This window comes from Streptomyces sp. NPDC001848, assembly GCF_042891915.1.
Taxonomy (GTDB): Bacteria; Actinomycetota; Actinomycetes; order Streptomycetales; family Streptomycetaceae; genus Streptomyces.
This window is the reverse complement of the sequence record NZ_JBIATP010000007.1, coordinates 272784-294464: the sequence shown is the minus strand read 5'-3', so window position 1 is coordinate 294464 and position 21681 is coordinate 272784. Positions and strand designations below refer to the sequence as shown.

The following is a 21681-nucleotide window of genomic DNA, read 5'->3' as shown; positions in this document are numbered from 1 at the left end:
CGTGGCCCTGTTGCCGTCCCTCGCCGGTCAGGCCCGCCGCGACTTCCGCGGTCACCTGGCCCAGCGCATGCTCCTCGGCGTGTACGCCCCACTCGCCCTGGTGCCGGGCGCGCCGGTCACCCTCCTGCTGCGCGCCCTTCCGGCGCCCCGGGCCCGCCTCCTCACCGTGCTCCTGCACAGCCGCCCGGCGTGTCTCCCGGCCCATCCGGTCACGGCGTTGCTGCTGTCCACGGGCAGTCTGGCGGTCTTGTACTTTCGCCGCTCTGCACCACGGCCGTGGCCCAGCCGGCCGGGCACTGGCTGCTGCACGCGCACTTCCTGCTGCCGGGGTGCCTGTTCGCGTACGCCATCGCGGGCCCGGAGCCCGCTTCGACCCGCCTCGGGGGACGAGCCCGGCTGGTGTCCCTCGGCTGCGCCATCACCGTGCACGGGGTCAGCGATCGGTGAAGGGCGTCAGCAGGCTGCGCGATCACAGCCGCCGCACGCGGACCGCGCTCCCCTCCACCGTCACCAGGAAGATCAGTGCGCCCGGGTAGAGCCGGGCCGGCAGGCCGAGGACGACGCCGCACGTGGACGTGCGCGGCCCGGATGACGTGGAATCGTGTCATGACGGGGCGGGTCCGTGGTGGTAGACCGCACCGGCGCGCAGGCCGCCGGAGGTGGCGAACATCTGGGGGACGGTGACGAGCTCGTAGCCGCGGGCCCTCAGCGCGGCGATCAGGTGGGGGACGGCCGGCGGGGTGGTCGCGTACCGGTCATGCAGGACGACGATCGCGCCCGGCCGCACCCGGGCGAGGACGGCGCGGTCGATGTAGGCCGCGTTGTGGTGCTTCCAGTCCTGGGGGCTGAGGTTCCACAACACCACCGCCATCCCGGCGGCACCGGCCGCCTCGCGGACATGTGCGTCCATCGCCCCGAACGGCGGCCGGAAGAGCGTCGGCCGGTGGCCGGTGACGGAGGCGATCTGCCGTGCCGCGGTCTCTGTCTCGTGGCCGACTCGGGCCCGGGACAGCACGGTGAGGTGGGGGTGGGTGACGGTGTGGTCACCGATCGCGTCGCCGTCGCGGTATTCCCTGAGCACGTCCGCGCGGTACTGCAGTGCGTGCGGCCCGATGAGGAAGAACGTGCCGACGGCGTGCATGTGCTCGAGAGTGTCGAGGACGGCGTTCGTGTACTGCGTCGGGCCGTCGTCGAAGGTCAGGGCCACGCATCGACTGGTCCGGCAGTCGACCGAGTGCGGGTGCGGCGCGGCGGCTGTGGTCGTCGCCACGGTGCCGGGTGTGGACGCGGTGAGCGAGAGCGCGGTGGCGACGACAGCCACTGCCCTGCGGTGCCCCCGGTGCCACCTGGCAGTCATCGTGGTACCTCGCCGGACACGGCCGCGCGCGTGCAGGCGGCCTGACCCTTTCCATTCTGATCGGTCGCACGGTCCTGCGCGCGTCGGCGAACGGCTGGAAACGAGAAGAGGTGCAAGCGGTGCCCGCGGCCCCGGGGGACCGGCCGACCACTACGCGGTTCTGGCGACGATCGAGCGGTTGTGGCACCTCGGCCGCTTGGAGAACACGTGCTCATGCAGGACTTCCGGCTCGCTGGAGGACTACTTCGCCAACTGACGCCCCGTCTCGCCCCGCGCCTCGACCGGGGTGCAGGGCACGGACGATGCGAGCCGCCGGCCTCGTGTGCGGAGGGGGGCCACGTGTCGAGCAACCGGTTCTCGAAGTCTGACAGCGCAGCCATTCCGCATCCCGTCGTCCGGCGCAACGCCCCATTGCTGGATCCATGCCGGATCGGGCGCCGCAGTTGACGATCACCACAGGTGACAGCCGAGTCGTCGATGTTCCGCTTCAACGTGCGCATTCCGCTACGTCGCCGACCTGGTGAAACAGCAGTCAGGCGCGACCTCCGCGATCTGTGAACGCCGAGGTCAGAGGGGTTTGGCGCCGTCGGCGATCAGTCCTCTCCTCGCTACCGCGCCGACTTGGTGCCGACCGAGGCGTAGGCTGCGCGTTTGGCCGGGGCCGTCAGCAACGCCTTCCGTCGGGGTCGGCGGCGCGCTCGGCCCGGCCGTCCTCGGCGCCCTGCTGTCCCCCCGGCGCCATCCACACGCTGCCCCGCCCCCTCGTCGACGCCGACGTGATCGGTGCCCAGGCCCACGCCATCGTGTCCACGTGGAGGACGGGAACCTGGGCGCGGTTGCCGGAATGATCCTCGCCGCCACGGCCCGCCGGGTCCACGGCGGCCCGAGGGGCCCTCGTCGTGGCGGCGGTGTCGGCGCTGCCGGATGTGCTGATGAAACCGGTGGCTCACTCTTCAACGTCTAGGGGATGACACGGAGTTGCGCCCTCGGCAAGGTGGCGAATCCAACCTGGCCGAGTACTGAACCATCCGGTGTGATCCGTATTACAGTGAGTCTGTGCCGGTGAAGATTTTTCGGGGGCCCGGTGCAACACGGCCTTCTCCCCCGGGCGCCGCCGCGAGCAGGCCGGTCTCTCGCCGACGGTTGGATGGGACGCGACCGGTGCGGGAGGGCGAGCGTGGACGCGGATTTCATCCAGTCGGTGGCCCGGGTCGGAGACTTCATCGAGATCATCCTGATCACCGGGGACCGCTTCGAGGGCGTTCTCGAGGGGCTGACACTCGCACGGCTGAATTTGCGTAAGCCGGACGGGCAAGCTGTCGCCGTGGCACTGCAGACGGTCGCACTGGTGCAGCCGAAAGTCACCGCGCAGACAGTCTCTTCCGTGGTCGGCGCCTCCGAGTCGGGAGCCGAGACACTTCACGAGCAGGAGCCACCGGCTCAGGCCGAAACCGCTCCGGCGAATCGCGTCGCGGCGGCGCCGCGCGGACCGCAGTCCCCGGCGACCGCGGCCTTACGCAGGAACTCGGTGTCGCGCGCCGAGGCGCTGGCTGCCATCGCCCAACTGCCGGTCGCTCCGGTCGACATGGAGATCTACGTCAGTCCGGAGAACCGCAAGGACCTGCAGCGGATCCGGAACTCCTACGACAACGCCGAGAGGATCGGCGAACTCGACCCGCGCTTCGGTCGTATCGCTCGGTTGTATGCCAGTGCGAGACAGCTGTGGAACGTCGAACGGGCCAATCCCGAAATCACGCGCCTGGTCGGCGCCTTGGCGCTTCTCAAGGGTGACGCCGAGGCAGCGCACCTCTTCCTCACCCAGGCTGAGGCAGAGGATGTGCCGGCGCGACGGTTGATGGCGATCAGCGCGGCCCACCAGGAGGACGCAGAGACCGCCCGGTTCGGGCTGCTGCGCTACTTCCACGAGGTGGCCCCGGACGATGACCCCCAGGCCTGGGCAGCTCTGCTCGGCCTCCTCGACGCCTTCGGCGATCGCCAGTATCTGGGGGAACTCATCGACTCTGCCGGGCACGACGACAACGCGCGCGAGATGGTGCGTGCCGCGCTCGGTGGTGCCCCGCCGACGGCACAACCGGCCCCCCGGCCACCGGGTGCCGTACCCGCCCTGGCAGCGAGGCGTGCGGCGCCCGTGGAGCCCGTACAGCCAAGGCCCAAGGCACGCCACCTGACCGGCGACACACGGGGCAGAGCCGAGTCGGCGACGGTGCGCTCGGGCGGGCAACGGCGCTGGGAGAACCCCTACCAGCGCGCCAAGTACCTTGAGCACCATGAGAAGAACTTCGAGGCCGCAAAGGCCGCCTACCGTCAGGCGATCAAGCAGAACGTGAAACGGGAGAGCGCGGCCAAGGACTTGGCATGGCTGACTCGCCGGGTTGACGGTGCCGAAGCCGCCCTCCGCGTCATCGAGCAGGAATGCCAGGGCGTGATTCAGCCCGGTCACGCCCTCGACAACATCCTCATCGACTTCTACATCGGGGCCAAGCGCTACGCCGAGGCACTCGAGGTACTCGACCGCCAGTTCCAGCGCACCGACTTGACCAGCAGCAGGCGCTACCACCTCTGTCACCAGATCGCGTACGTGAAACTCGCCCATGGCCAGGACTCCACGGCCGAATGGGAGCAGCTGCTGAAACTGTCCCCGGACAACCCGAACGCACAGCGAGGCATGGCACTGGCACTCGTGCAGCGCGGCACGCCGGAGGATCTGGAGGAAGCCGAGAAACTGATCGGCTACCACACGGATGAGAAGTCCGTACGGATCCTGCGTCAGATCGCTTCCCTCCGGCAGAGCGGGGGCATCGGCACCGATTCCGGCTGGGTGGAGCGGCTGCTTGAGGAGGTTCCGCGGTTCGTCGATTCGACGCCCCCGCTCGTGACCTTCGTGATGCAGAACTACTCGGAGCTCGCCGCGCGGACGAAGGAAGAACGGGAACGGACCCAGCGGCCGGTCACCAAGAGCGACCTGAACGTCATCGCTGAGACGGCGCGTCAGATGAGCGGCAAGCAGCCGGTCAACAGCGCCCAGGCGTACATCTCGGCCGCGGTGCTCGCCAAGGAGCTGGGCGAGGAAGATGCCCAGCGGTATCTGTACCTGGGGCTGACCACGCTGGCCGGCATCGTCCTCGACCAGCAGGAGTACGAGTCGGCACAGGACCTTTACTGTGCGGCGCTGGCTGTGGCGGACGAGCGGGACGACGGTGAGCTCACCCCCGACGTCCGGTCGGCGCTGATCGGATACCTGCGTTCCCCGAACGGCCGCCGCGCCGCGCCGACCCGGCACCGGGAGCGCGAGGAGGCCACGTCTCTGCGCGACGAGGTCGCCCGCGTGCTGTGGGAGGGGATTCGCCAACACGAACCCAAGGTGATCTTCTCGCTGATTCCTCCCCTGTTCGCGGACACCAGCGTGGCCCGGGATCTGGTGCTGGACGCCATGTGCGCGAAGCCCGAACTGCTTGCCGCGGCGGCCAGACATCTGGGCCTGGCCGAGGGTCATGAGCGTTCCCGGCCGGACCAGCATGCGGTGCGTGAGGCGTGGCAGCTGGCGGGCGACAAGTGGACGCGGGATCGCCGACGACTCGAGCACAACCTGGTCGAACTGCAGCAGCTGTCGATGTCGGACAACGATCTGGAGTCGGCACTCGACCGCCTCGGGGACCGGGACGCACTGATGTCACCGTCCTTGAGCGAGGCCCTGGGACGGATCGAGGAGGCCCTGTCCGAGCTCAGGAGGTTCATCAACGAACGCTCCTTCGAGGAACGGGAGAACTGCCTGCGGCTCGCCGACCAGAAGGCCCGGGCGCTCAGCGCGGACATCCGACGGGGCCCGACCAGTCTGGCCGTCGGGCTCGTCGAGCCGGTCGCGGCGCGTATCAGGGCGCTCGTCGCCGAGACGCAGCGGAACCTGCTCGCCACGCAGCCGCCCCAACCCGAACTGAGCCTGGCGCTGGAGGAGAGCAGCGGGGGCCAGAACGGTGTGGTCACGGTGCAGATCAAGGTGGCGAACGCGCTGGGCATGGCACCGCTGGAGTCTCCGGAGCTGACCATCGGCGCCGACCGCGATCTGTTCCTCGTGGGCGAGCCGAAGGTGCAACTTCCGACCGCCGTCCGAGGCGGCGACCACCGGATCGAGCAGGTCAAGCTGCGCGTCACCGAGAAGGGCTTCGCTGCGGGCGCCTTCTCGCTGCCGGTGACGCTTCGGTACAGGCGGCGTTCCAGCGACGACTTCGCGACGTTCGAGGCCACTTTGCCGGTCCGGCTCGCACGCGAGGAGGAGTTCGAGCGGATCTTCGATCCGTTCCAGGACGGTGCCACCGGACGCCCGGTGATCGACCCGAAGATGTTCTTCGGTCGCGACGACCTGATCGAGCGAATCCGCACCCGGCTGCGGGAGGTGTCTTCACCCGGGGTGGGAGTGGCGATCTACGGCCAGAAGCGGGCCGGGAAGTCCTCCATCGCCCACCACCTGGCGCAGCGGCTGAAAGAAGACGGACTCCCGATCGTCAACGTGGGCAACATCGGAGACCTCTCCCCGGAGTCCGACGACCTGACCGGAACTCGTCTGCTGGCCCTGTTGATGTGGCGCATCCTGGAGGGCGCCCACGATGCGCTCGCACGGTTCGACGTGCCGGTCGGCGCCGCGGCGCCCTTGATTCCCGAGGGACTGACCCGCAAGGAGTTCCTCACCAGCGAGGAACCCGTGCATGACTGCGCCAAGTACATCGAGCGGCATCGCGAGGGGATCCAGGGCACTCCACCGCCCCTGATCGTACTGATCGACGAGTTCCAGTACATCGACCGGTGGATCCGGATGGGGCTGCTCTCACCGTCCTTCATGCAGGCGTTCAAGGCACTCATCGAGCGGCGCCTTTTCCATCTGGTGATCGTCGGCCAGGACGCGCTCGATCGCCTGATCCAGCAGGACCCCAACGTCTTTGGGGTGTTCCACAAGGAACGCGTGACGTACCTCGCCGAGCCCGACGCGCGTGCGCTGATCGAGAACCCGATCCGCATCGAGGAGGGGGACCGGACGACCAGCAGGTACCGCGAGCACGCGGTCAGCCAGATCATCGGCCTGACCGGCGGAAGCGCCTTCTACATTCAGCGTTTTTGTTCGCACCTGGTCGAGTACATGAACGCCGAGCGGGCGCCGGTGGTGACGGAGGCGGATGTCGAGCGGGTCCGCGACGAGTTCCTCGGCAGATTGACTCGCGAAGACTTCGACAACCTCGAGTCACCCGGCTACACCGACCCGGACGCCTTTACGAGCGAGCAGTACCAGCCCGTCCTGCTGGCCGTGGCCCGCGCCTCCCGCAACCAGCCGGCCACACTGCAGGCGATCCGGGAGGAGTACCGGGGTGAGCAGCTGGAGGAACTGCTCGACGACCTGGTCCTGCGCGACGTGGTACGCCGTGAGTCCGGCGCCTACCGGATCGTGGTCCGCCTCTACCAGGAATGGCTGCTCAAGTACCTCGGAGCCAGCTCGAAGGCAGGGACCCCGTGACGATGTCCGAGGCCGATGAGGCTCTTCAGGCCAATCCCTACCGCCAGGTCGGCCGGGTGGCCGAGGGCGACCGCTTCGTCGGCCGAGGCCGGCTGGTCCGCCTGATACAGAGCGCCTGGCAGGAGCCCGGCCGTCCGTCGAACGTGCGGGTGCTCGGATATCACCGCACGGGCAAGACCAGCCTGGTGCGGCGGGCGCTGCAGACGTCCTCCGTCCGGCGTGGTGACCTGATCACCGTGTGGCTCGACGTCGGCACTCACGATTCCGGGGCGGACCTGTTCCGGTCGATGACCCAGCGGGTGATGGACGAGTTCCGCGAGCGGGGCCGGCACGGCGGGACGGAGCTGACGGAGCAGCTGGCGGCGATCAACAGTGCAGTCCAGCGGGACGGGGAGTGGGGCGATCTGCGGGAAGCTGTGCGGGCCTTCTTCAAGGCGCTGTGCAGAGACGGGTACCACGTCCTCGCGGTGCTGGATGAGTTCGACCGGGCCACGACGACGTTCACCCGGCTGGCGGAGTTCCAGCTGCTGCGCATCCTGGCGAGCGATCCCATGTTCTCCTTGGGGCTGATCACCATCTCGCGACGGGACATCGAGTCCATCGAACACGACGCCGCCGGGGGTTCGATCCTGGGCGGCGTGGTGGCGACGCGCCGCTACGTCGGCATGTTCAACGATGAGGAGGCCGATCTGATGCTTGCCCGCGCCGCGGTCGTCGGCATCGGACTGGCCTCCGTACGCGAGGAGATCATCGCCCGTACCGGCCTTCACCCGTTCCTGCTGGAATTGCTGTGCAACCGGCTCGTCGACCTTCACCAAACCGTCGGTGAGCTGGATGTCAAGGCGGCCTACGAGCAGGAAGCTCCGACCTTCGACAGACAGTTCGCCCAGCTGTGGCAGAACATCGAGGCAGACAGCAAAGGGCGAGCCACGGCACTGCTGAGCAGGCTTGCCCTCGGCCGTGCCTTGGAGTCCGAGTCCGTGGAGTTGAGCCAGCTGAAGCAGATGGGTGTCGTGTCGTCCGGACCGGGATCACCCATCTTGTTCTCACGGGAGTTCGCCCGGTACATCCAGATGTGTGCGGTGGACCATTGAGGCTGCCCGGACATGTCCGCGCCGACACGGCCTAAGACATCCGGTGGTGGCCCTGCCGCAGCCACCGCAGCACCTCCTGCGCCGCCTCGCTGGTGGGTGCCGCTTCCAGCCGGGCGGCGGGCTGGTAATGCCCCTCGCGCTGAAGTTGGGTCACCACCTCCCGGACCGCTTCCATGTCTCCGGCTTCGGCCAGCCGCAGCCGCAGGTCCTGCGCCTCCTCGTAGCGGCCGGCGCGCAGCAGTTCGCGGATGCGCGGGCGGACGTGCTCACCGCACAACGCGGGCGGCCGCACGACGGCCGGTGCAGGTTGTGTCCTGATCACCGGCGTTTCGGTGTGCTCTTGCCAGCCCCTGTTCCGCGCCAGCACGAGATCCGAGCCGGATCCCGAGGTGGCCAGCTGCGGACGGGGACGGTTCTCGCTCCCGAGTCGATGGTTCAGGCTCTGGAAGAGGGTGCGGATGTCGAGTTCACGCGGCCCCCCGGGAAGGCCCTCACGCAGGATCTGCGTCAGAGCTCCGGTGAACGCGGTGCAGTCCTCACCGGCGGGAGAGAGAGCCTTGGCGGTAGCCGCGCAGGCGGCGAGTACGGCCGTGCCGTTGACCGCTGCGACCGCCGCGAGGTCGTCGGTTCCCATGGTGCCCTTCAAGGCCCTGCCGCTCCAGCAACAGTCCAGGATCACCACCTTCTGCGGCACTGCTGCGGCGCGCAGCAACTCGGCCCGTACGTGTTCATAGCGCAGAGCGAGGTGGGTACCAGCCGGTTCGCGACTCCTGGGCAGTGCCAGGTAGAGCTCGTCACCGCCGGTGAGAGGGTCGATGAGCCCGTGGCCGGCGTAGTAGAAGACCAGCGACGCCGTCGCTTCCTTGGCTGCCGTTTGCAGCGCACTGATGACAGCATCGGCGTCGTCGGGCTGGTGCAGGACCACGCAGTGCTCGGGAGGCAGGCCCCAGATCAGCGGTTCGCGGAGGAGATCCGCCAGCCGGCGCAGATTGTTCTCCACCGCCGGCAACTGCCTGTCCTCGGGCATCTTGTGATATCGGGACACGCCGACGAGCACGGCGCGGGATGCCGTGGCGTCCGGCAGTCGTAAGGCTGTCACGAGCTGGTGGGCGCCGTCCCGGAGGACGCTTCCGAGGATCCGGCCGTTCGGGTGAGCTGCCGCACGGCCTCGGTGCCGTCGCCCTCTACGACGATGACGACGCCTCCGTGGCCAACGCTCACGCTCGGCGTTGTTCCCGTGCTCTGTCGGACCTGTTGGCGATAGGTCGCGATCGAGACGACGAGGCTGCTGAGGGCGATGACATTCGGGATCACGAGGTTGAGGACGTCGAAACCGATTCCCATCTCGCCGCCGCCCGGATCCGTGGCCGCAGGGGTGGCCTCGGCCGCGTAGACACGAGCCTCAGGGTCCTCCAGAAGCCAGCGGTAGAGATCAGTGCCGACGCCGTGATCCGTCCTGATGGTCAGTTCCATGTCGCCCCCGACGGTGGTCAATTGCGCAGAGATCCACGCACTGCGCCAGAGTCTAGTGGTTCTCGGGTCGCACGAGTCCTGCGGAAATGAGATCTGGCGCGACGTCCTTGACGGGGGAGAAACGACCCGGTCGGAGGGGACCACTGCCTCCGGCGGTGGACTCGGCTCACTGTCCGCTTCCGGTTGGCCGGTACGTCTACCGGTGCGCTCGGGGCCGGCGAGCAGGGGACCGGCACTGCGAGCCGTGGCTGGGGCACCGCGGCTCATCGACCGACGTGCGGCAGTCACCGGTCCGGGCGGGGCCCGACGACCGGTGGTGCTGCTCGGTCGGCCCGCCCTCCCACCGTCAGTTCTCGGCGACGCGGATGATCGTGCGACCGGGGACGCGCTGTCGTGGGGAGAAGGCGGCGAGCGCCTCGGCCAGCGGCCGGACCGCGCCGACCCGTACCCGGAGCCGGCCGTCCCGCAGGCGCTGGGCGAGGTCGGCGAGGCGTGCGCGGTCGGGTTCCACGACGAAGAAGAGGGCCCGCCCGTCGTCGGGGCGCACGGTGGGCGGATGGGCGATGGTGACGAGCGTGCCGCCGGGGCGCACGAGCGCGGCCGAGCGGTCGAGAATGTCGCCGCCGATCACGTCGAACACGACGTCGACCTGGTCGGCGTCCTCCAGCCGGTCGGCCTCCAGGTCGAGGAACGCGTGCGCGCCCAGGTCGAGGATGGTGTTCCGGTCGGCGGAGCGGCCCGTGCCGACCACACGGGCTCCCGCTTCGTGAGCGAGTTGGACGGCCATCGAGCCGACCGCGCCGGCGGCGCCGTGGATCAGGACGGTCCGGCCGGCGGTGAGACGGGCGTGGTCGAACAGGCCCTGCCAGGCGGTCAGGCCGGAGATCGGCAGCGCGGCTGCCACCGTGTGGTCGACGTCGGCGGGAAGCGGCGCGAGGTTGCGGGCTTCCACGGCGACGTACTCGGCGAGCGAACCGTTGCGGGTCCAGTCGGTCAGCCCGAAGACGCGCTGGCCGACGGTGAGGCCGGTCGTTCCGTAGCCGAGTTCCGTCACCACCCCCGAGACCTCGTGCCCGGGCACGCTCGGGGTGCGGTCGCGACCGGCGCGGTCGGTCCAGGTTGCGGGCCAGTCGAGTTCGCCTCGGGTGAAGCCCGCGGCGTGCACGCGCACGATGACGTCGTTCTCGGCGGCGTGGGGATGGGGAAGGTCCTCGAGGGCCAGCCCCGTGACCCCGGCCTCGCGATCCCGGACAGTGATGGCTCGCACGAACATTCCTTTCATGGTGTGGGGTGGCAGATGCCGGACGCAGACACGTCAGATCTTCGGCGGGGAGCCGTCGCCGCCCGAGGATGAGCGACAGTTGCCGGCCGTCCTCGTCACTGCGGCCAGGGAGCGTCGAGGACGCGCTCGACCATGGACGTACGGCGGAATCCGGGAACGAAGTGTTCCAGGACGTCAGCATTGACCGTCCCGTAGGTGGTGTCCGGTCGGTCTTTGAGGCCGTCGACGAATTCCTGCAGGAACTCCTTCTTGAAATCACCGCGCGGATGAGCGGCGACGATCTCGTCCAGCTGGTCGCCGTCCAGTCCGTCCAGCCCCCAGCCGACCGCGTCGGTCAGCACGCCGTAGCTCGTGGCGGCGGTCTCCGGACCCATTCGACCGGGAATCCCCGGCGTCGTGTGCAGGGCGATCGCCGTCCAGACCTTGTCGGCGGCGGTCTTGGAGAACCCGCGGTCGAGCAGGAACTTCCGCGCGTGGTCGGCGCCGTCCAGCTCGAATCGCTGCGTGTGCGAGAACGGGATCAAAAGGCCGACGTCATGGAACATCGCCGAGATGTAGAGCAACTCGGGATCGGGCTGGAGGCCCAGCTCACGCGCGTGCAGGGAACCGAAGAGAAATACACGCCGGGAGTGGTGGAAGATCAGGGGTTTCGTTCTCTTGCGAAGAAAGTCCGTGGCCTCCGCGACAGCCGAGGTCTCGGGTATTTCCACCCCTGCGATGATGTCGGTCATGGTGTCCGCGCTTTCCGGTGCGATGTGTTACGAGTGGACCGTGCGTCCGTTCTCCACGGTGCCGACCATGCGGCCCCCGGCGCCGCCTCGGTCCGGCCATGAACCACTCGAATCCAGTCACCTCAGGATGGATCTGTGAGCTCCGACACGCATCGGGTAGCGATCCTCGTCTACGACGGGGTCAAACTGCTGGACGTCGCCGGCCCCGCCGAAGTGTTCGGGGAAGCGAATCTGCTCGGTGCCGACTACCGGATCGCCCTGGTGTCGACGACGGGTGCCGACGTGGCCTCCTCGATCGGGATGCGGATCGCCGTCGACGGCAGCGCCGCCACGCAGCCGGACCCCGACACGTTCCTGCTGCCGGGCGGAGACATCTATCCGAGAACCCCCGTCACGCGCGATCTGGTCGAAGGCGCCAGGGACCTTGCAGCCCGCTCCGGCCGGGTCGCCTCCGTGTGCTCCGGTGCGTTCGTCCTGGGCGCGACCGGCCTTCTGGACGGCAAACGGGTGACCACCCACTGGAAGATCGCGAGCGAACTCGCCGCCCGGCACCCGAAGACCCGCGTCGAACCCGACGCCATCTACGTGCGCGACGGCACCACGTACACCTCGGCGGGTGTCACCGCGGGCATCGACCTCGCGCTGGCTCTTGTCGAGGAGGACCACGGTCCCGACGTCAGCCGGGATGTGGCCCGCTCCCTGGTGGTCTACCTGCAGCGTGCGGGCGGCCAGTCACAGTTCTCCGCTCCCCTGCAGGGTCCGCCGCCCCGGTCGCCCGCCCTGCGCAGGGTCGTCGGCCTGGTCACGGCGGATCCCGCCGGCACCTACTCCGTGGCCGAACTGGCCGCGCGTCTCAACGTCAGTACGCGCCACCTCACGAGGCTGTTCCGGGAGGAACTGGGCACCACGCCGGCCCGGTACGTCGAGTCGATCCGGTTCGACATCGCGAAGTCGCTGCTCGACCAGGGCTGCACCGCGACGCAGGCGGCGTCCTTGGCCGGCTTCCCGAGTTACGAGAGTCTTCGCCGGGTCTTCGCGCGGGAGCTGTCCATCAGCCCTGCCGCCTTTCAGCGCAGGTTCGCCACCGCCCGCGGCGCCGAGTAGCGGCCCTGCGCCGGCCCGCGGGCGGCGGCGCCACCTCACCTCGGCGGTCGAGCGCGTCAGTGACATCCTCTGGGGCCGCGAACTCGGCGGGGGCCCGCTCCAGGTGAACTCAGTTGAACGGGTCGAGGGTCAGGTACGCCTGCTGCGGACTGCCGTCGTGGACGAGTGACTCCTGGTTGCCTACGTCGTCGAAAGCGAACGCGTAGGCCTTGCCGTCGGCCATCCGGGCGTGGATCTCGCGGGCGTAGTGGTTGGTCACGGTGTCCCGGTAGAAGTCCGCCGGGTTGGTGTCCGGCTGGTTGGGGCTGATCAGGAGGGTGGAGCGGTTGAAGCCGGCGCACAGGGTGCGCGAGATGGGCCCGCGGACCTGGTCGTTGGGTGCGTCGAGCAGCTTGTGGCAGTTGAAGATGCTGTCGGCGTCCGGCTTCTGGAAGGTGGTGACGACCGCGCCGGAGGCGTCCGTGAAGTTCATGACGTTGCCCGACACGCGGCCGTAGTACCTGGTGTTCGGCTGGTCGGCGAACGGCGTGACCGTGAGGCTCGTGGTCGCGTACTTCTGCCAGACGCGATTGACGTAGTCGTCCATCACGGAGGCCGGCACCGCGCCGGTCTCCAGGCCGTGCCCGGGGGACAGGGCACGCAGCACGGTGCCGTCGGAGCGGGTCTGGATGAGGTTGGCCCAGCCGCCCGGCTGCCCGCGCAAGGCGGTGAAGAAGCCGTTGTAGCCGCCGGGCTTGAGGTGCCCGGTGCCGGCCGTGGTGCCGTCGGCGCGCTTGACCCCGACCGCGTAGGGGGCGGAGAACATATCCACTTGTGTGCTGTTGATCCACAGGCCGGAGTCGTTCAGCGTGTACTCGGACCAGTTGAACAGGATGTCGTGGTTCGGGTCGCTCGGGTTCTGCACGGCCGGCTGGACCAGGCCGCCCGTGGCCAGCTTGAAGACCAACTTCTGGCCGTAGGAGAAGTAGATGCGGCCGGAGAACTTCGGGATCCGGATCGTCGTCGACTGCCCGGCGGCCGGTCCGGGGATGGACGCGTCGGGTGCGTCGACGGGGGGAGTGGCGCCGGCGGGCCAGGCGTGGAAGGTGCCGTTCGCGTCCGCCCAGCCCTGCTGCCCGGTGGACAGCTGGGTGCCGAGGTCGTAGAGGTACACCGGCCCGCTGCGGCCGGAGTTGTTGGTCACCTTCAGGGGGATGGTGTCGGGGACCGCCGCGGCGGCGGTCGAGGGCGCCTGGACCGAGAAGACCGCGGCGAGCAGTGCTGCCGCCGCGGCCGGGGCCAGGAGTCGGTGAACGAGCCTGCTGAGCACGCTCCACCTCCGTGGGGGGTTTGCCCGGGGAACCGAGATTGGTCCGTACCTTTTCTGAGAGCGCTCTCAACGTGGCATCAGGACGCGCCCATGTCAATAAGTTGAACCCGTGGCGTTCGCGCTTCCAGAAGCCGGCGGCCGCCTGAGCCGCCGAGCGATCCGGAGCACCGGCTCGGGAGCGAGGTTCGCCGGGCGAGCGCAGGGGCTACTGGTCGTCGGCTGGAGTGGCCCCGGCCACGGTGTTCGCCTTCTGGGTCGCGGCCCAGGAGGCGAGGAGTTGCAGGGCGTCGCGCCCGGGTGTGCCGGGGGCGGTGCTGTAGGCGGTGAGGGTCAGGCCGGGCTGGGTGGGCAGTTCCATGGCGTCGAAGCCGAGGGTGAGGACGCCGACGGCCGGGTGGTGGAAGGACTTGCGGCCGGTGTGGTGCAGGCACACATTGTGCTTGGCCCAGGCGGTCGGCGGGTACTGATGCCAGGACCGGCGGATGCAGCCGCACCGCGCCGTCCACGACGAGGCGTTCCAGGACCGCCTCCTGCGGGCGCCGGCCGAGGAGACGGGCACCGCACTCTGAGCGGTGCGGACAGTTGACCGCCGATCTCATGCACGACGTGCATCTCATGGACGACGTGCGGATCGGGCCCGGGAGGACCGTCCTCTCTCCCCGGTCGGGCGGGGCCCGCCGCTCCGTCAGCCTTTGTGATCCGTCTGTCCGGGTTTGTCGTCGGCGGACTTGCCGTGCGGCTTGTCACTCGGCTTGCCGGCGTGGCCGGTCTCCGCCGGCGACAACTGGGCGGCACACCAAGCAGCGACGTGGTCCTCGCCGCCGGCGGCTGTGAGGAACCGCTGCCAGGACGTCGAGTCGAGAGCCTTGCCCCGGCCCTTCACCGACGCGTACGCGCGGCAGTGGGCCTGGATGTCCTTGGCCGTGGGCGGACGGTCCGGCGGGGCGGATACGGCAGGCATGGTGGGGCCCGCCGTCTCCGGTGCGGGCCTTGAGGGTCGGGAAGCCGTCGGCGAGGGACGCCGTTGCGCGGGCGCCTCGTCCCGCGGACTGGTGGCGGAGTCGGGCGAGCCGATCGCCGCGATCGCCACACCGCCCAGGGTGAAGGTGGCGACGAACAGAGCGACGGTGGCTTTCACCCAACGGCCGGAAGGGCTGCGCCGCGCACGCCAGTCGTCCCGCCTCCGGGACCGCGCCGCCTGGTGAGCCCCCGCGTCGCGAGCAGTGCGGAAAGCGGCCACAGCTCGCCGCTCGGCAGCCGTGTCGCGGGCGTCGGCACGCAACGCGTGGCCGAGCGCCGCTTCCAGATCCGTGAGGCCGGCCGTGCTGTCCCCGTGGACCACTGGGCCGTCCGAGCCGGCGCGTCGGCGGGCGCATGCTCCGCCGTCGCCGTGTCGGTCGCCCATGCCTGTGTCCGTCCTCGCGTGATCGTCGCTCGCTTGTTGTACGCGTCCGGCGCCGTCGCTGCTCATTCCGACTGCCTCAGCGTATGGGGCCCCTTCCCCGTCACATCCGACGCGCCGAGTTGGCGGGCCAGCCGTTTCAGCCCGCGGTGCGCTGCCGTGCGCACCGCGCCGGGCCGCTTGCCGAGGACACGTGCGGCGGCCGGACCGTCCAGGCCGACGACGACGCGCAACAGCACCGCCTCGGCCTGATCACGGGGCAGGCTGCGCACCAGTTCCAGTGCGCGTTCGGTCGAGAGAGCCTCCAGCGCCTGGTCATGGGCGTTGTCCGGCCCGGGCAACTCGACCAGATCCAGCTCGAGCGCGGCAAAAACGGGGCGGCTACGGCGGCGGCGCAAGTGGTCCAGGGCCCGGTGGCGGGCGATGGTCGCGCTCCAGCCACGGAAGCCCGCGCCGTCGCCCTTGAACCGGCCCAGGTCGCGGGCGATCTCCAGCCAGGCCTCGGACGCCACGTCCTCGGCGTCCTCCATGACGAGCCCACGCAGGTAGCCCAGCAGTCTGGGCTGCACGATCCGGTACACGACCGCGAAGGCGGCCTCGTCGCCGTCCTGGGCCCGCGCGACGGCGGCACCCAACTCCGTGTCCCGCGGCTGCCCGCTGTCCGGCTCCGCTCGCTGGCCCACAACCTGTCCTAGTCCGCCCGTCGGTCGAGCACGCGACGGTGGACCCGGGTCGCGGTGCCGCGCCTCTGCCCACCCCTACATGATCATCAGCGCCATGTCGCACAGGAATGTCACAGCGGCCCGGATGACAACGGACGACATCGACGGTGCGGATCGGCAGTGCCGACCGTCCCGGGCGCGCGGCGACTTCGAAGTGATCTGCATCACTCCGGCCTGTTTCACTGTGATGTTCGTCGGCCCCGATGCGCTGGGGGGAGGGGTTGCCCGTGTGGCCGGTGTGCCTTCCCTGGCTTTCTTCCTGGCTTTCTTCCGTGGCCTTTCCGGGCCCTCTGGGGGTGGATACGTCGTGAGTCGTCGTACGTCGCGTGCGTACAGACCGCTGAGTCTCAAGCATCGGGCGTGGCTGACGCTCGGTGCCGTGGTCCTGGGCGGTGGGGGCGTGGTGACCTATGCCGTCGCCAGCCCCTCCGACCAGGGCGCTGCCGTCCGGGCCAAGCGGCCGCTGAAGGTCTACGACCTCGCGCTGAAAGGCACCGAGGCGGGCAAGCGGGAGCTTCCGCGCACGGACACCCAGCAGTTCTCGATGGTCGGCGTCTCGTGGACGGGTGCGGCCAAGCGGCTCGACGGCACGGCGCAGGTGCGTACCCGCAGCCGTGAAAGCGGCGCGTGGAGCTCCTGGCAGGACCTCGAACTGAACGTCGACCCGCTGGAGAAGCCCGGTCCCCGCGTGCGCGGCGCGTCCGAGCCCCTCTGGGTCGGCGCCTCCGACGGCGTCCAGGTACAGGTCGTCCGCAAGAACGGCACCACCGGCCCGCTGCCCAAGGGACTCGAGGTCAACCTGGTCGACCCGGGCGTGGTGACCGACGCGGAGACCAGCTCCACCACCAGTGGGCCGGTCGCCTTCGTCGCCGACACGAGTCCCGGCGCCACGCCCACCGACTCGACCACGCCCACCGACTCCGCCGCACCCACCGACGGCACCACCGTCACGCCGACCGACGGTCAGACCACCACGTCCCCGGCACCGACCGACACCACGCCCACGCCCACGGCCACCCCCACCGACTCGGTGTCCGCCTCGCCCACGGCGAGCCCGTCGGCCACCACGCCGTCCGCACCGCCGTCCACCGGGCCCGAACCGCCGATCGTCGCCCGCGCCGACTGGGGCGCCGACGAGTCGATGAGCCCTGAGGCGCCGGAGTACAACGCCGACGTGAAGGCCGTGTTCGTCCACCACACCGACGGGGCCAACGACTACTCCTGTGCCGACTCGGCGTCGATCGTGCGCAGCATCTACGCGTACCACGTGCAGGTCTGTCCTGGCTCTGTCCTGACCCTGTCCTGGCTCTTTCCTGCCGCTGTCAGTGCATCGCGACCGGGAGCGACCGCCGATCGAGTGCGTCCGCCGGGGCGGCGTTCACCCCGGCCGACCGCAGGGCCGGGGAACCGGTGGCCGGACCGCACAGGGCCTTGGCCACGAACGAGTTGATGGCGTCGTCGATCGGGCTCGGGGTCACCGTGCCGTCCGGTGCCAGCTTGTCGTACTTCGACAGGTTGTAGGCGAGGGCCATCTGCCGACGGCCGTCCGGGCTGGAGATCGCCCAGGTCTCGGCGCCGAACACCGCGCCGCTGTGGCCCCAGAACGTACCGCATCCCCAGTCGAAGCGGATGAGGCCCAGACCGTAGTGCCCGATGACGTTGCCCTGGGCATCGGTCATCGGGACCGTCCTCTGCATCTGGGCGAGTTCGGCGGCGGGGAGCAGCCGGCCGGTGAGCAGCTCCCGGTAGAAGCGGTCGAGATCCGCCATGGTGGAGACGACCGCGCCGGCGGTTCGGATCCAGGACATGTCGTAGACGCTGTAGTCGCGCGGTGGGTCGATCAGTCCGTAGAAGGACTCGTACAACTTCGGGTGCGGGCCGGTCATGCGCGGTCCGGTGGGGAAGTAGGTGTGCCGCAGACCGGCCCGGCGGATGACGTTGCGCGTGATGTACCGCTCGGGGTTCTCACCGGTGAGCTTGCGGAGCAGCAGCCCCGCGATGACGTAGTTCGTGTTGGAGTACGACCACTTCTCGCCGGGAGCGCCGGTCGGCGGAGCCTGTACTCCCATCCGGACCAGCTCCCGCGGGTCGAAGTGCCGGAAGCGGTTGTCGTCCAGGCTGCTCGTGGACAGCTTCTGCAACGACGGGAAGGCGTAGCGGACGTAGTCGCCGATACCGCTGGTGTGGTTCAGCAGCATCCGCACGGTGATCCGGTCACCGCGCTCACCGGGGATGAGGCCGGGGAGGTACCGGGAGACGGGAGTGTCCAGGTCGAGGCGGCCCGCGGCGACCTGCTGGAGCAGGGCGACGGCGGTCATCGACTTGGAGATGCTGCCGATCCGCTGCTCCATGTCCGGTGTCACCGGACGGCCGGTGTCCCGGTCCGCGACACCGGCGGCACCGCGCCATGTGGTGGCACCGTCCCGCACGGCCGCGTAGGCGCCGTACATGCCGGCGGTGTGGATGGCCTTGAGCGCCTCCTTCAGGGCCGCGCGGTCCGTGGCCGGCCGGTGGGCAGCGGCGGCGGAGGTGGCCGGGCGGGTGGCCGCCTGCGCCTGGGGGAGCGCGGCAGCCGGGGTGACGAGGGCCGCGGCACAGGTGAGGGCAACGGCCCAGTGCCGTCTCGTCGGAGCCGGGCGTCCCTGGGATCGGCGTACTAAGGGCATGGTTTCGGAGCAGCCTCTCTGCGTGCGGGAACCGGGAAAAGATCGTCCCGGCGATCTTCGCCGGGGCGGTGTCGCGGAGCATCGTGCACGCGGAGGAGCAGGGGGTACTACCGGCGGACGAGCGGATTTCGGTCAGGGCCGGGCGCGGAGGGGCGATCTCGATGGCGGAGAGACCGGTCGGCGGGACCGGCGGCGACCGTGCGGCGCTTGAGCATGCGCATTCCGCCCCGTAAACGATAGAAAGGGGATATGACTGGAGCATCCGGTCGGTCTGCGCGCCGCCCGCGCTTCCCGCTGAGCGTGCGCAGTCTCGCCGGGCAGGTCTTTCTCCTGCAGTTCGCCGTCGTGGTGCTGCTCGTCGCCGCCACGCTGGTGGCTCTCGTGGTGCAGGCCCGGCGGGACAGCACGGCGGACGCCCGGAACCGCACCCTCGCCGCCGCCCAGACGTTCGCCAACTCGCCGGGGATCGTGGCCGCGCTGAACAGCCCGGATCCCAGCGCGGTGCTGCAGCCCCATGCCGAGGCGGCCCGTAAGGCCGCGGGTGTCGACGCCATCATCGTGTACCGGCTGGACGGGATCACCCTCACCCACAGCGATCCGCACCAGATCGGCAAGCATGTCATCGGCCCCTACGCGCAGGCCGCGGCCGGCAAGCCGTTCACCAGGACCTTCCAGGGGTCCCTGGGTCTCTCGGTGGTCTCGGCGGTACCGGTCCGGGCCCCCGACGGCTCGGTCGTCGCCATCGTCGCCGTTCCCGTGAGGGTGGAGAAGGTGCAGGGCAGGGTGGACCGGCAGCTGCCGGTGCTGTTCGGCGGTGCCGCCGGGGCGCTGGTCATCGCCGTGAGCGGGTCGGCTCTGGTGAGCCGCCGGCTGCGGCGGCAGACCCATGGCCTGGGCCCGGCCGAGATGACCCGGATGTACGAGCACCACGACGCGGTCCTGCACGCCGTACGGGAAGGCGTGCTGATCATCGGCGCCGACGGAGGGCTGTTGCTGGCCAACGACGAGGCACGGCGGCTGCTGGACCTGCCGGCGGACGCCGAGGGGCGCCATGCCGGCGATCTGGGCGTCGAGGAGGACCTGGCCGGGCTGCTGGCCTCCGACCGACCGGCCACCGACGAGGTGTACCTCACGGCCGACCGGCTCCTGGCGGTCAACAAGCGACCCACCGCACCCCACGGACCGGTCGGCAGTGTGGTGACGCTCCGGGACACCACCGAGCTGCGCGCACTGTCCGGCCGGGCGGAGGTGGCGCGCGAACGCCTGAAACTGCTCTACGACGCCGGGGGCCGGATCGGTACCACCCTGGACGTGAAGCGCACCGCCGAGGAACTGGCGGAGGTCGCGGTGCCCAGGTTCGCCGACGTGGTCACCGTCGAGCTGCTGGACCCGGTCCTGGCCGGCGGGGAGCCCTCCGCGGTGAACCCCGAGGTGCGCCGGGTCGCGGTCGCGGGCATGGAAGAGGAACACCTGCTCTACCCCGTCGGCGAGCTGATCCGGTTCGTCCCCACCCACCCCGTCTCCCAAAGCATGCTCGGCGGACGGGCGGTCCTGGTCAGGGATCTGAGCGGGGACGACGGCTGGGTGGCCCAGGACCCGGAACGATCCCGGCGCATCCTCGACCAAGGCATCCACTCCCTGCTGGCGGTCCCGCTGCGGGCCCGCGGGGTGGTGCTGGGCGCGGCCGACTTCTGGCGGGGGCGCTCCTCCCCGCCCTTCGACGAGGAGGACGTGTCCTTCGCCGAGGAGCTGGTCGCCCGGGCCGCGGTGAGCGTCGACAACGCCCGCCGCTTCACCCGCGAGCACACCATGGCCGTCACCCTGCAGCACAGCATGCTGCCCCGCGAGCTCCCCGAGCAGTCCGCCCTGGACGTGGCCTGCCGCTACCTGCCCGCGCAGGCCGGAGTGGGCGGCGACTGGTTCGACGTCATCCCGCTGTCCGGTGCCCGGGTGGCCCTGGTGGTCGGCGACGTCGTCGGCCACGGCCTGCACGCCGCGGCGACCATGGGCCGGCTGCGGACCGCCGTGCACAACTTCTCCGGCCTGGACATGCCCGCGGACGAACTGCTCGGGCGACTGGACGAGCTGGTGGCCCAGATCGACGCCGACGAGGTCACCGCCGGCGAGGACGGGCAGGGCATCACCGGGGCGAGCTGCCAGTACGCCGTCTACGATCCCGTCTCCGGGCAGCTGGCCATCGCCACCATGGGCCACCCCGGACCGGCGCTCGTCCGTCCCGACGGAACCGTGGAATTCCCTCCGGTGCCCGTCTCGCCGCCCCTCGGCCTGTGCGCCGGTCTGCCCGTCGAGAGCACCGAGCTGACCGTGCCCGAGGGCTCGCGGCTGGTGCTCTTCACCGACGGCCTCATCGAGGACCGCGACCGCGACCTGGACACCGGCCTCGCGGCCCTGCGCGCCGCCCTGACCGGACCGGACCGCACCCCGGAGGCCACCTGCGCGACGGTGATGGACGCGCTGCTGCCCGAGCGGCCCACGGACGACATCGCGCTGCTGGTGGCCCGCACCCACTGTCTCGGCCCCGACCGGGTCGCCGAGTGGCAGGTCCCCCGCGACCCCGCGGCGGTGGGCCCGGTGCGCACCGCCTGCGCCCGCCGGCTGACGGAGTGGGGCCTGGAGGAGAACGTCTTCACCGCCGAGCTCATCCTCAGCGAGCTGATCACCAACGCCATCCGCTACGGCGGCGAACCCATCTCCGTACGACTGCTGCGCGACCGTGCCCTGATCTTCGAGGTGGCGGACGGCAGCAGTACCTCACCCCGGCTGCGCCGGGCGAAGGCCACCGACGAGGGGGGCCGCGGACTGTTCCTGGTCGCCCAGTTCGCCGAGCGCTGGGGCACCCGCTACACGGGCACCGGCAAGGTCATCTGGGCCGAACAGTCCCTCCACGGCGGCGCCGCGGAGGGCGCGGGCGTCGAGGGGCTCGGCGAGATCCTGCTCGGCCAGTGGGAGGACTCTGCGCTGTGAGGACGCCACGCACACCGTCCGACCTGCGCGATCGC

Annotated in this window: 13 protein-coding genes and 3 pseudogenes; 6 read left to right on the top strand and 10 right to left on the bottom strand. The window is 70.2% G+C overall.

Annotated elements, in window-relative coordinates:
* Position 1 precedes the first annotated feature (1 nt).
* Positions 2 to 447, top strand: a pseudogene (locus ACFYZJ_RS16775) (cytochrome c oxidase assembly protein).
* Between the two features lie 157 nt (positions 448 to 604).
* Here the strand turns inward: ACFYZJ_RS16775 and ACFYZJ_RS16770 are convergent.
* Positions 605 to 1357 (bottom strand): polysaccharide deacetylase family protein, encoded by a 753-nt coding sequence (locus ACFYZJ_RS16770; RefSeq protein ID WP_388568247.1) that lies wholly within the window; start codon positions 1355 to 1357, stop codon positions 605 to 607.
* Positions 1358 to 2534: 1177 nt separating this feature from the next.
* Between ACFYZJ_RS16770 and ACFYZJ_RS16765 the strand changes: the two genes are divergently transcribed.
* Together ACFYZJ_RS16765 and ACFYZJ_RS16760 are read left to right on the top strand one after the other, a co-directional pair.
* A complete protein-coding gene (locus tag ACFYZJ_RS16765; protein ID WP_388568244.1) occupies positions 2535 to 6878 on the top strand; it encodes an AAA family ATPase in 4344 nt (1447 codons plus the stop codon).
* Positions 6879 to 6880: 2 nt separating this feature from the next.
* Complete coding sequence (locus ACFYZJ_RS16760; RefSeq protein WP_388568241.1) at positions 6881 to 7972, top strand: ATP-binding protein; 1092 nt, start codon at positions 6881 to 6883, stop codon at positions 7970 to 7972.
* A gap of 31 nt (positions 7973 to 8003) precedes the next feature.
* On the opposite strand, the gene ACFYZJ_RS16755 is transcribed toward ACFYZJ_RS16760, so the two are convergent.
* From ACFYZJ_RS16755 to ACFYZJ_RS16740, 4 genes are all read right to left on the bottom strand, one after another.
* A complete protein-coding gene (locus ACFYZJ_RS16755; RefSeq protein WP_388568238.1) occupies positions 8004 to 9029 on the bottom strand; it encodes a caspase family protein in 1026 nt (341 codons plus the stop codon).
* A gap of 38 nt (positions 9030 to 9067) precedes the next feature.
* Positions 9068 to 9466: a hypothetical protein gene (locus ACFYZJ_RS16750; RefSeq protein ID WP_388568236.1), complete on the bottom strand. Its 399-nt coding sequence runs from the start codon at positions 9464 to 9466 to the stop codon at positions 9068 to 9070.
* A gap of 325 nt (positions 9467 to 9791) precedes the next feature.
* The gene (locus ACFYZJ_RS16745) at positions 9792 to 10712 is read right to left on the bottom strand and encodes an NADP-dependent oxidoreductase (RefSeq protein ID WP_388568234.1); all 921 of its coding nucleotides are present in this window, start codon (positions 10710 to 10712) and stop codon (positions 9792 to 9794) included.
* A gap of 110 nt (positions 10713 to 10822) precedes the next feature.
* A complete protein-coding gene (locus ACFYZJ_RS16740; protein ID WP_388568232.1) occupies positions 10823 to 11458 on the bottom strand; it encodes an HD domain-containing protein in 636 nt (211 codons plus the stop codon).
* A gap of 135 nt (positions 11459 to 11593) precedes the next feature.
* Between ACFYZJ_RS16740 and ACFYZJ_RS16735 the strand changes: the two genes are divergently transcribed.
* A complete protein-coding gene (locus ACFYZJ_RS16735) occupies positions 11594 to 12562 on the top strand; it encodes a GlxA family transcriptional regulator (protein WP_388568230.1) in 969 nt (322 codons plus the stop codon).
* Positions 12563 to 12671: 109 nt separating this feature from the next.
* Here ACFYZJ_RS16735 and ACFYZJ_RS16730 read toward each other — a convergent pair whose 3' ends face one another.
* The 4 genes and pseudogenes from ACFYZJ_RS16730 to ACFYZJ_RS16715 form a co-directional block, all read right to left on the bottom strand.
* The gene (locus ACFYZJ_RS16730) at positions 12672 to 13844 is read right to left on the bottom strand and encodes a glycoside hydrolase family 64 protein (RefSeq protein WP_388568603.1); all 1173 of its coding nucleotides are present in this window, start codon (positions 13842 to 13844) and stop codon (positions 12672 to 12674) included.
* 232 nt (positions 13845 to 14076) lie between these two features.
* A pseudogene (locus ACFYZJ_RS16725) lies at positions 14077 to 14325 on the bottom strand (transcriptional regulator); the annotation flags it as partial.
* 231 nt (positions 14326 to 14556) lie between these two features.
* Entirely contained in the window at positions 14557 to 15009 is a 453-nt protein-coding gene (locus ACFYZJ_RS16720; protein WP_388568227.1) for a hypothetical protein, read from the bottom strand.
* Positions 15010 to 15338: 329 nt separating this feature from the next.
* Positions 15339 to 15956 (bottom strand): RNA polymerase sigma factor, encoded by a 618-nt coding sequence (locus ACFYZJ_RS16715; RefSeq protein ID WP_388568224.1) that lies wholly within the window; start codon positions 15954 to 15956, stop codon positions 15339 to 15341.
* A gap of 418 nt (positions 15957 to 16374) precedes the next feature.
* Here ACFYZJ_RS16715 and ACFYZJ_RS16710 point away from each other — a divergent pair.
* Positions 16375 to 17271 (top strand): annotated as a pseudogene (locus ACFYZJ_RS16710) (N-acetylmuramoyl-L-alanine amidase); the annotation flags it as partial.
* A gap of 46 nt (positions 17272 to 17317) precedes the next feature.
* Here ACFYZJ_RS16710 and ACFYZJ_RS16705 read toward each other — a convergent pair.
* Positions 17318 to 18661: a serine hydrolase domain-containing protein gene (locus ACFYZJ_RS16705; protein WP_388568221.1), complete on the bottom strand. Its 1344-nt coding sequence runs from the start codon at positions 18659 to 18661 to the stop codon at positions 17318 to 17320.
* A 249-nt stretch (positions 18662 to 18910) separates the two neighbouring features.
* Between ACFYZJ_RS16705 and ACFYZJ_RS16700 the strand changes: the two genes are divergently transcribed.
* Positions 18911 to 21646 (top strand): SpoIIE family protein phosphatase, encoded by a 2736-nt coding sequence (locus tag ACFYZJ_RS16700; RefSeq protein WP_388568218.1) that lies wholly within the window; start codon positions 18911 to 18913, stop codon positions 21644 to 21646.
* Positions 21647 to 21681 lie beyond the last annotated feature (35 nt).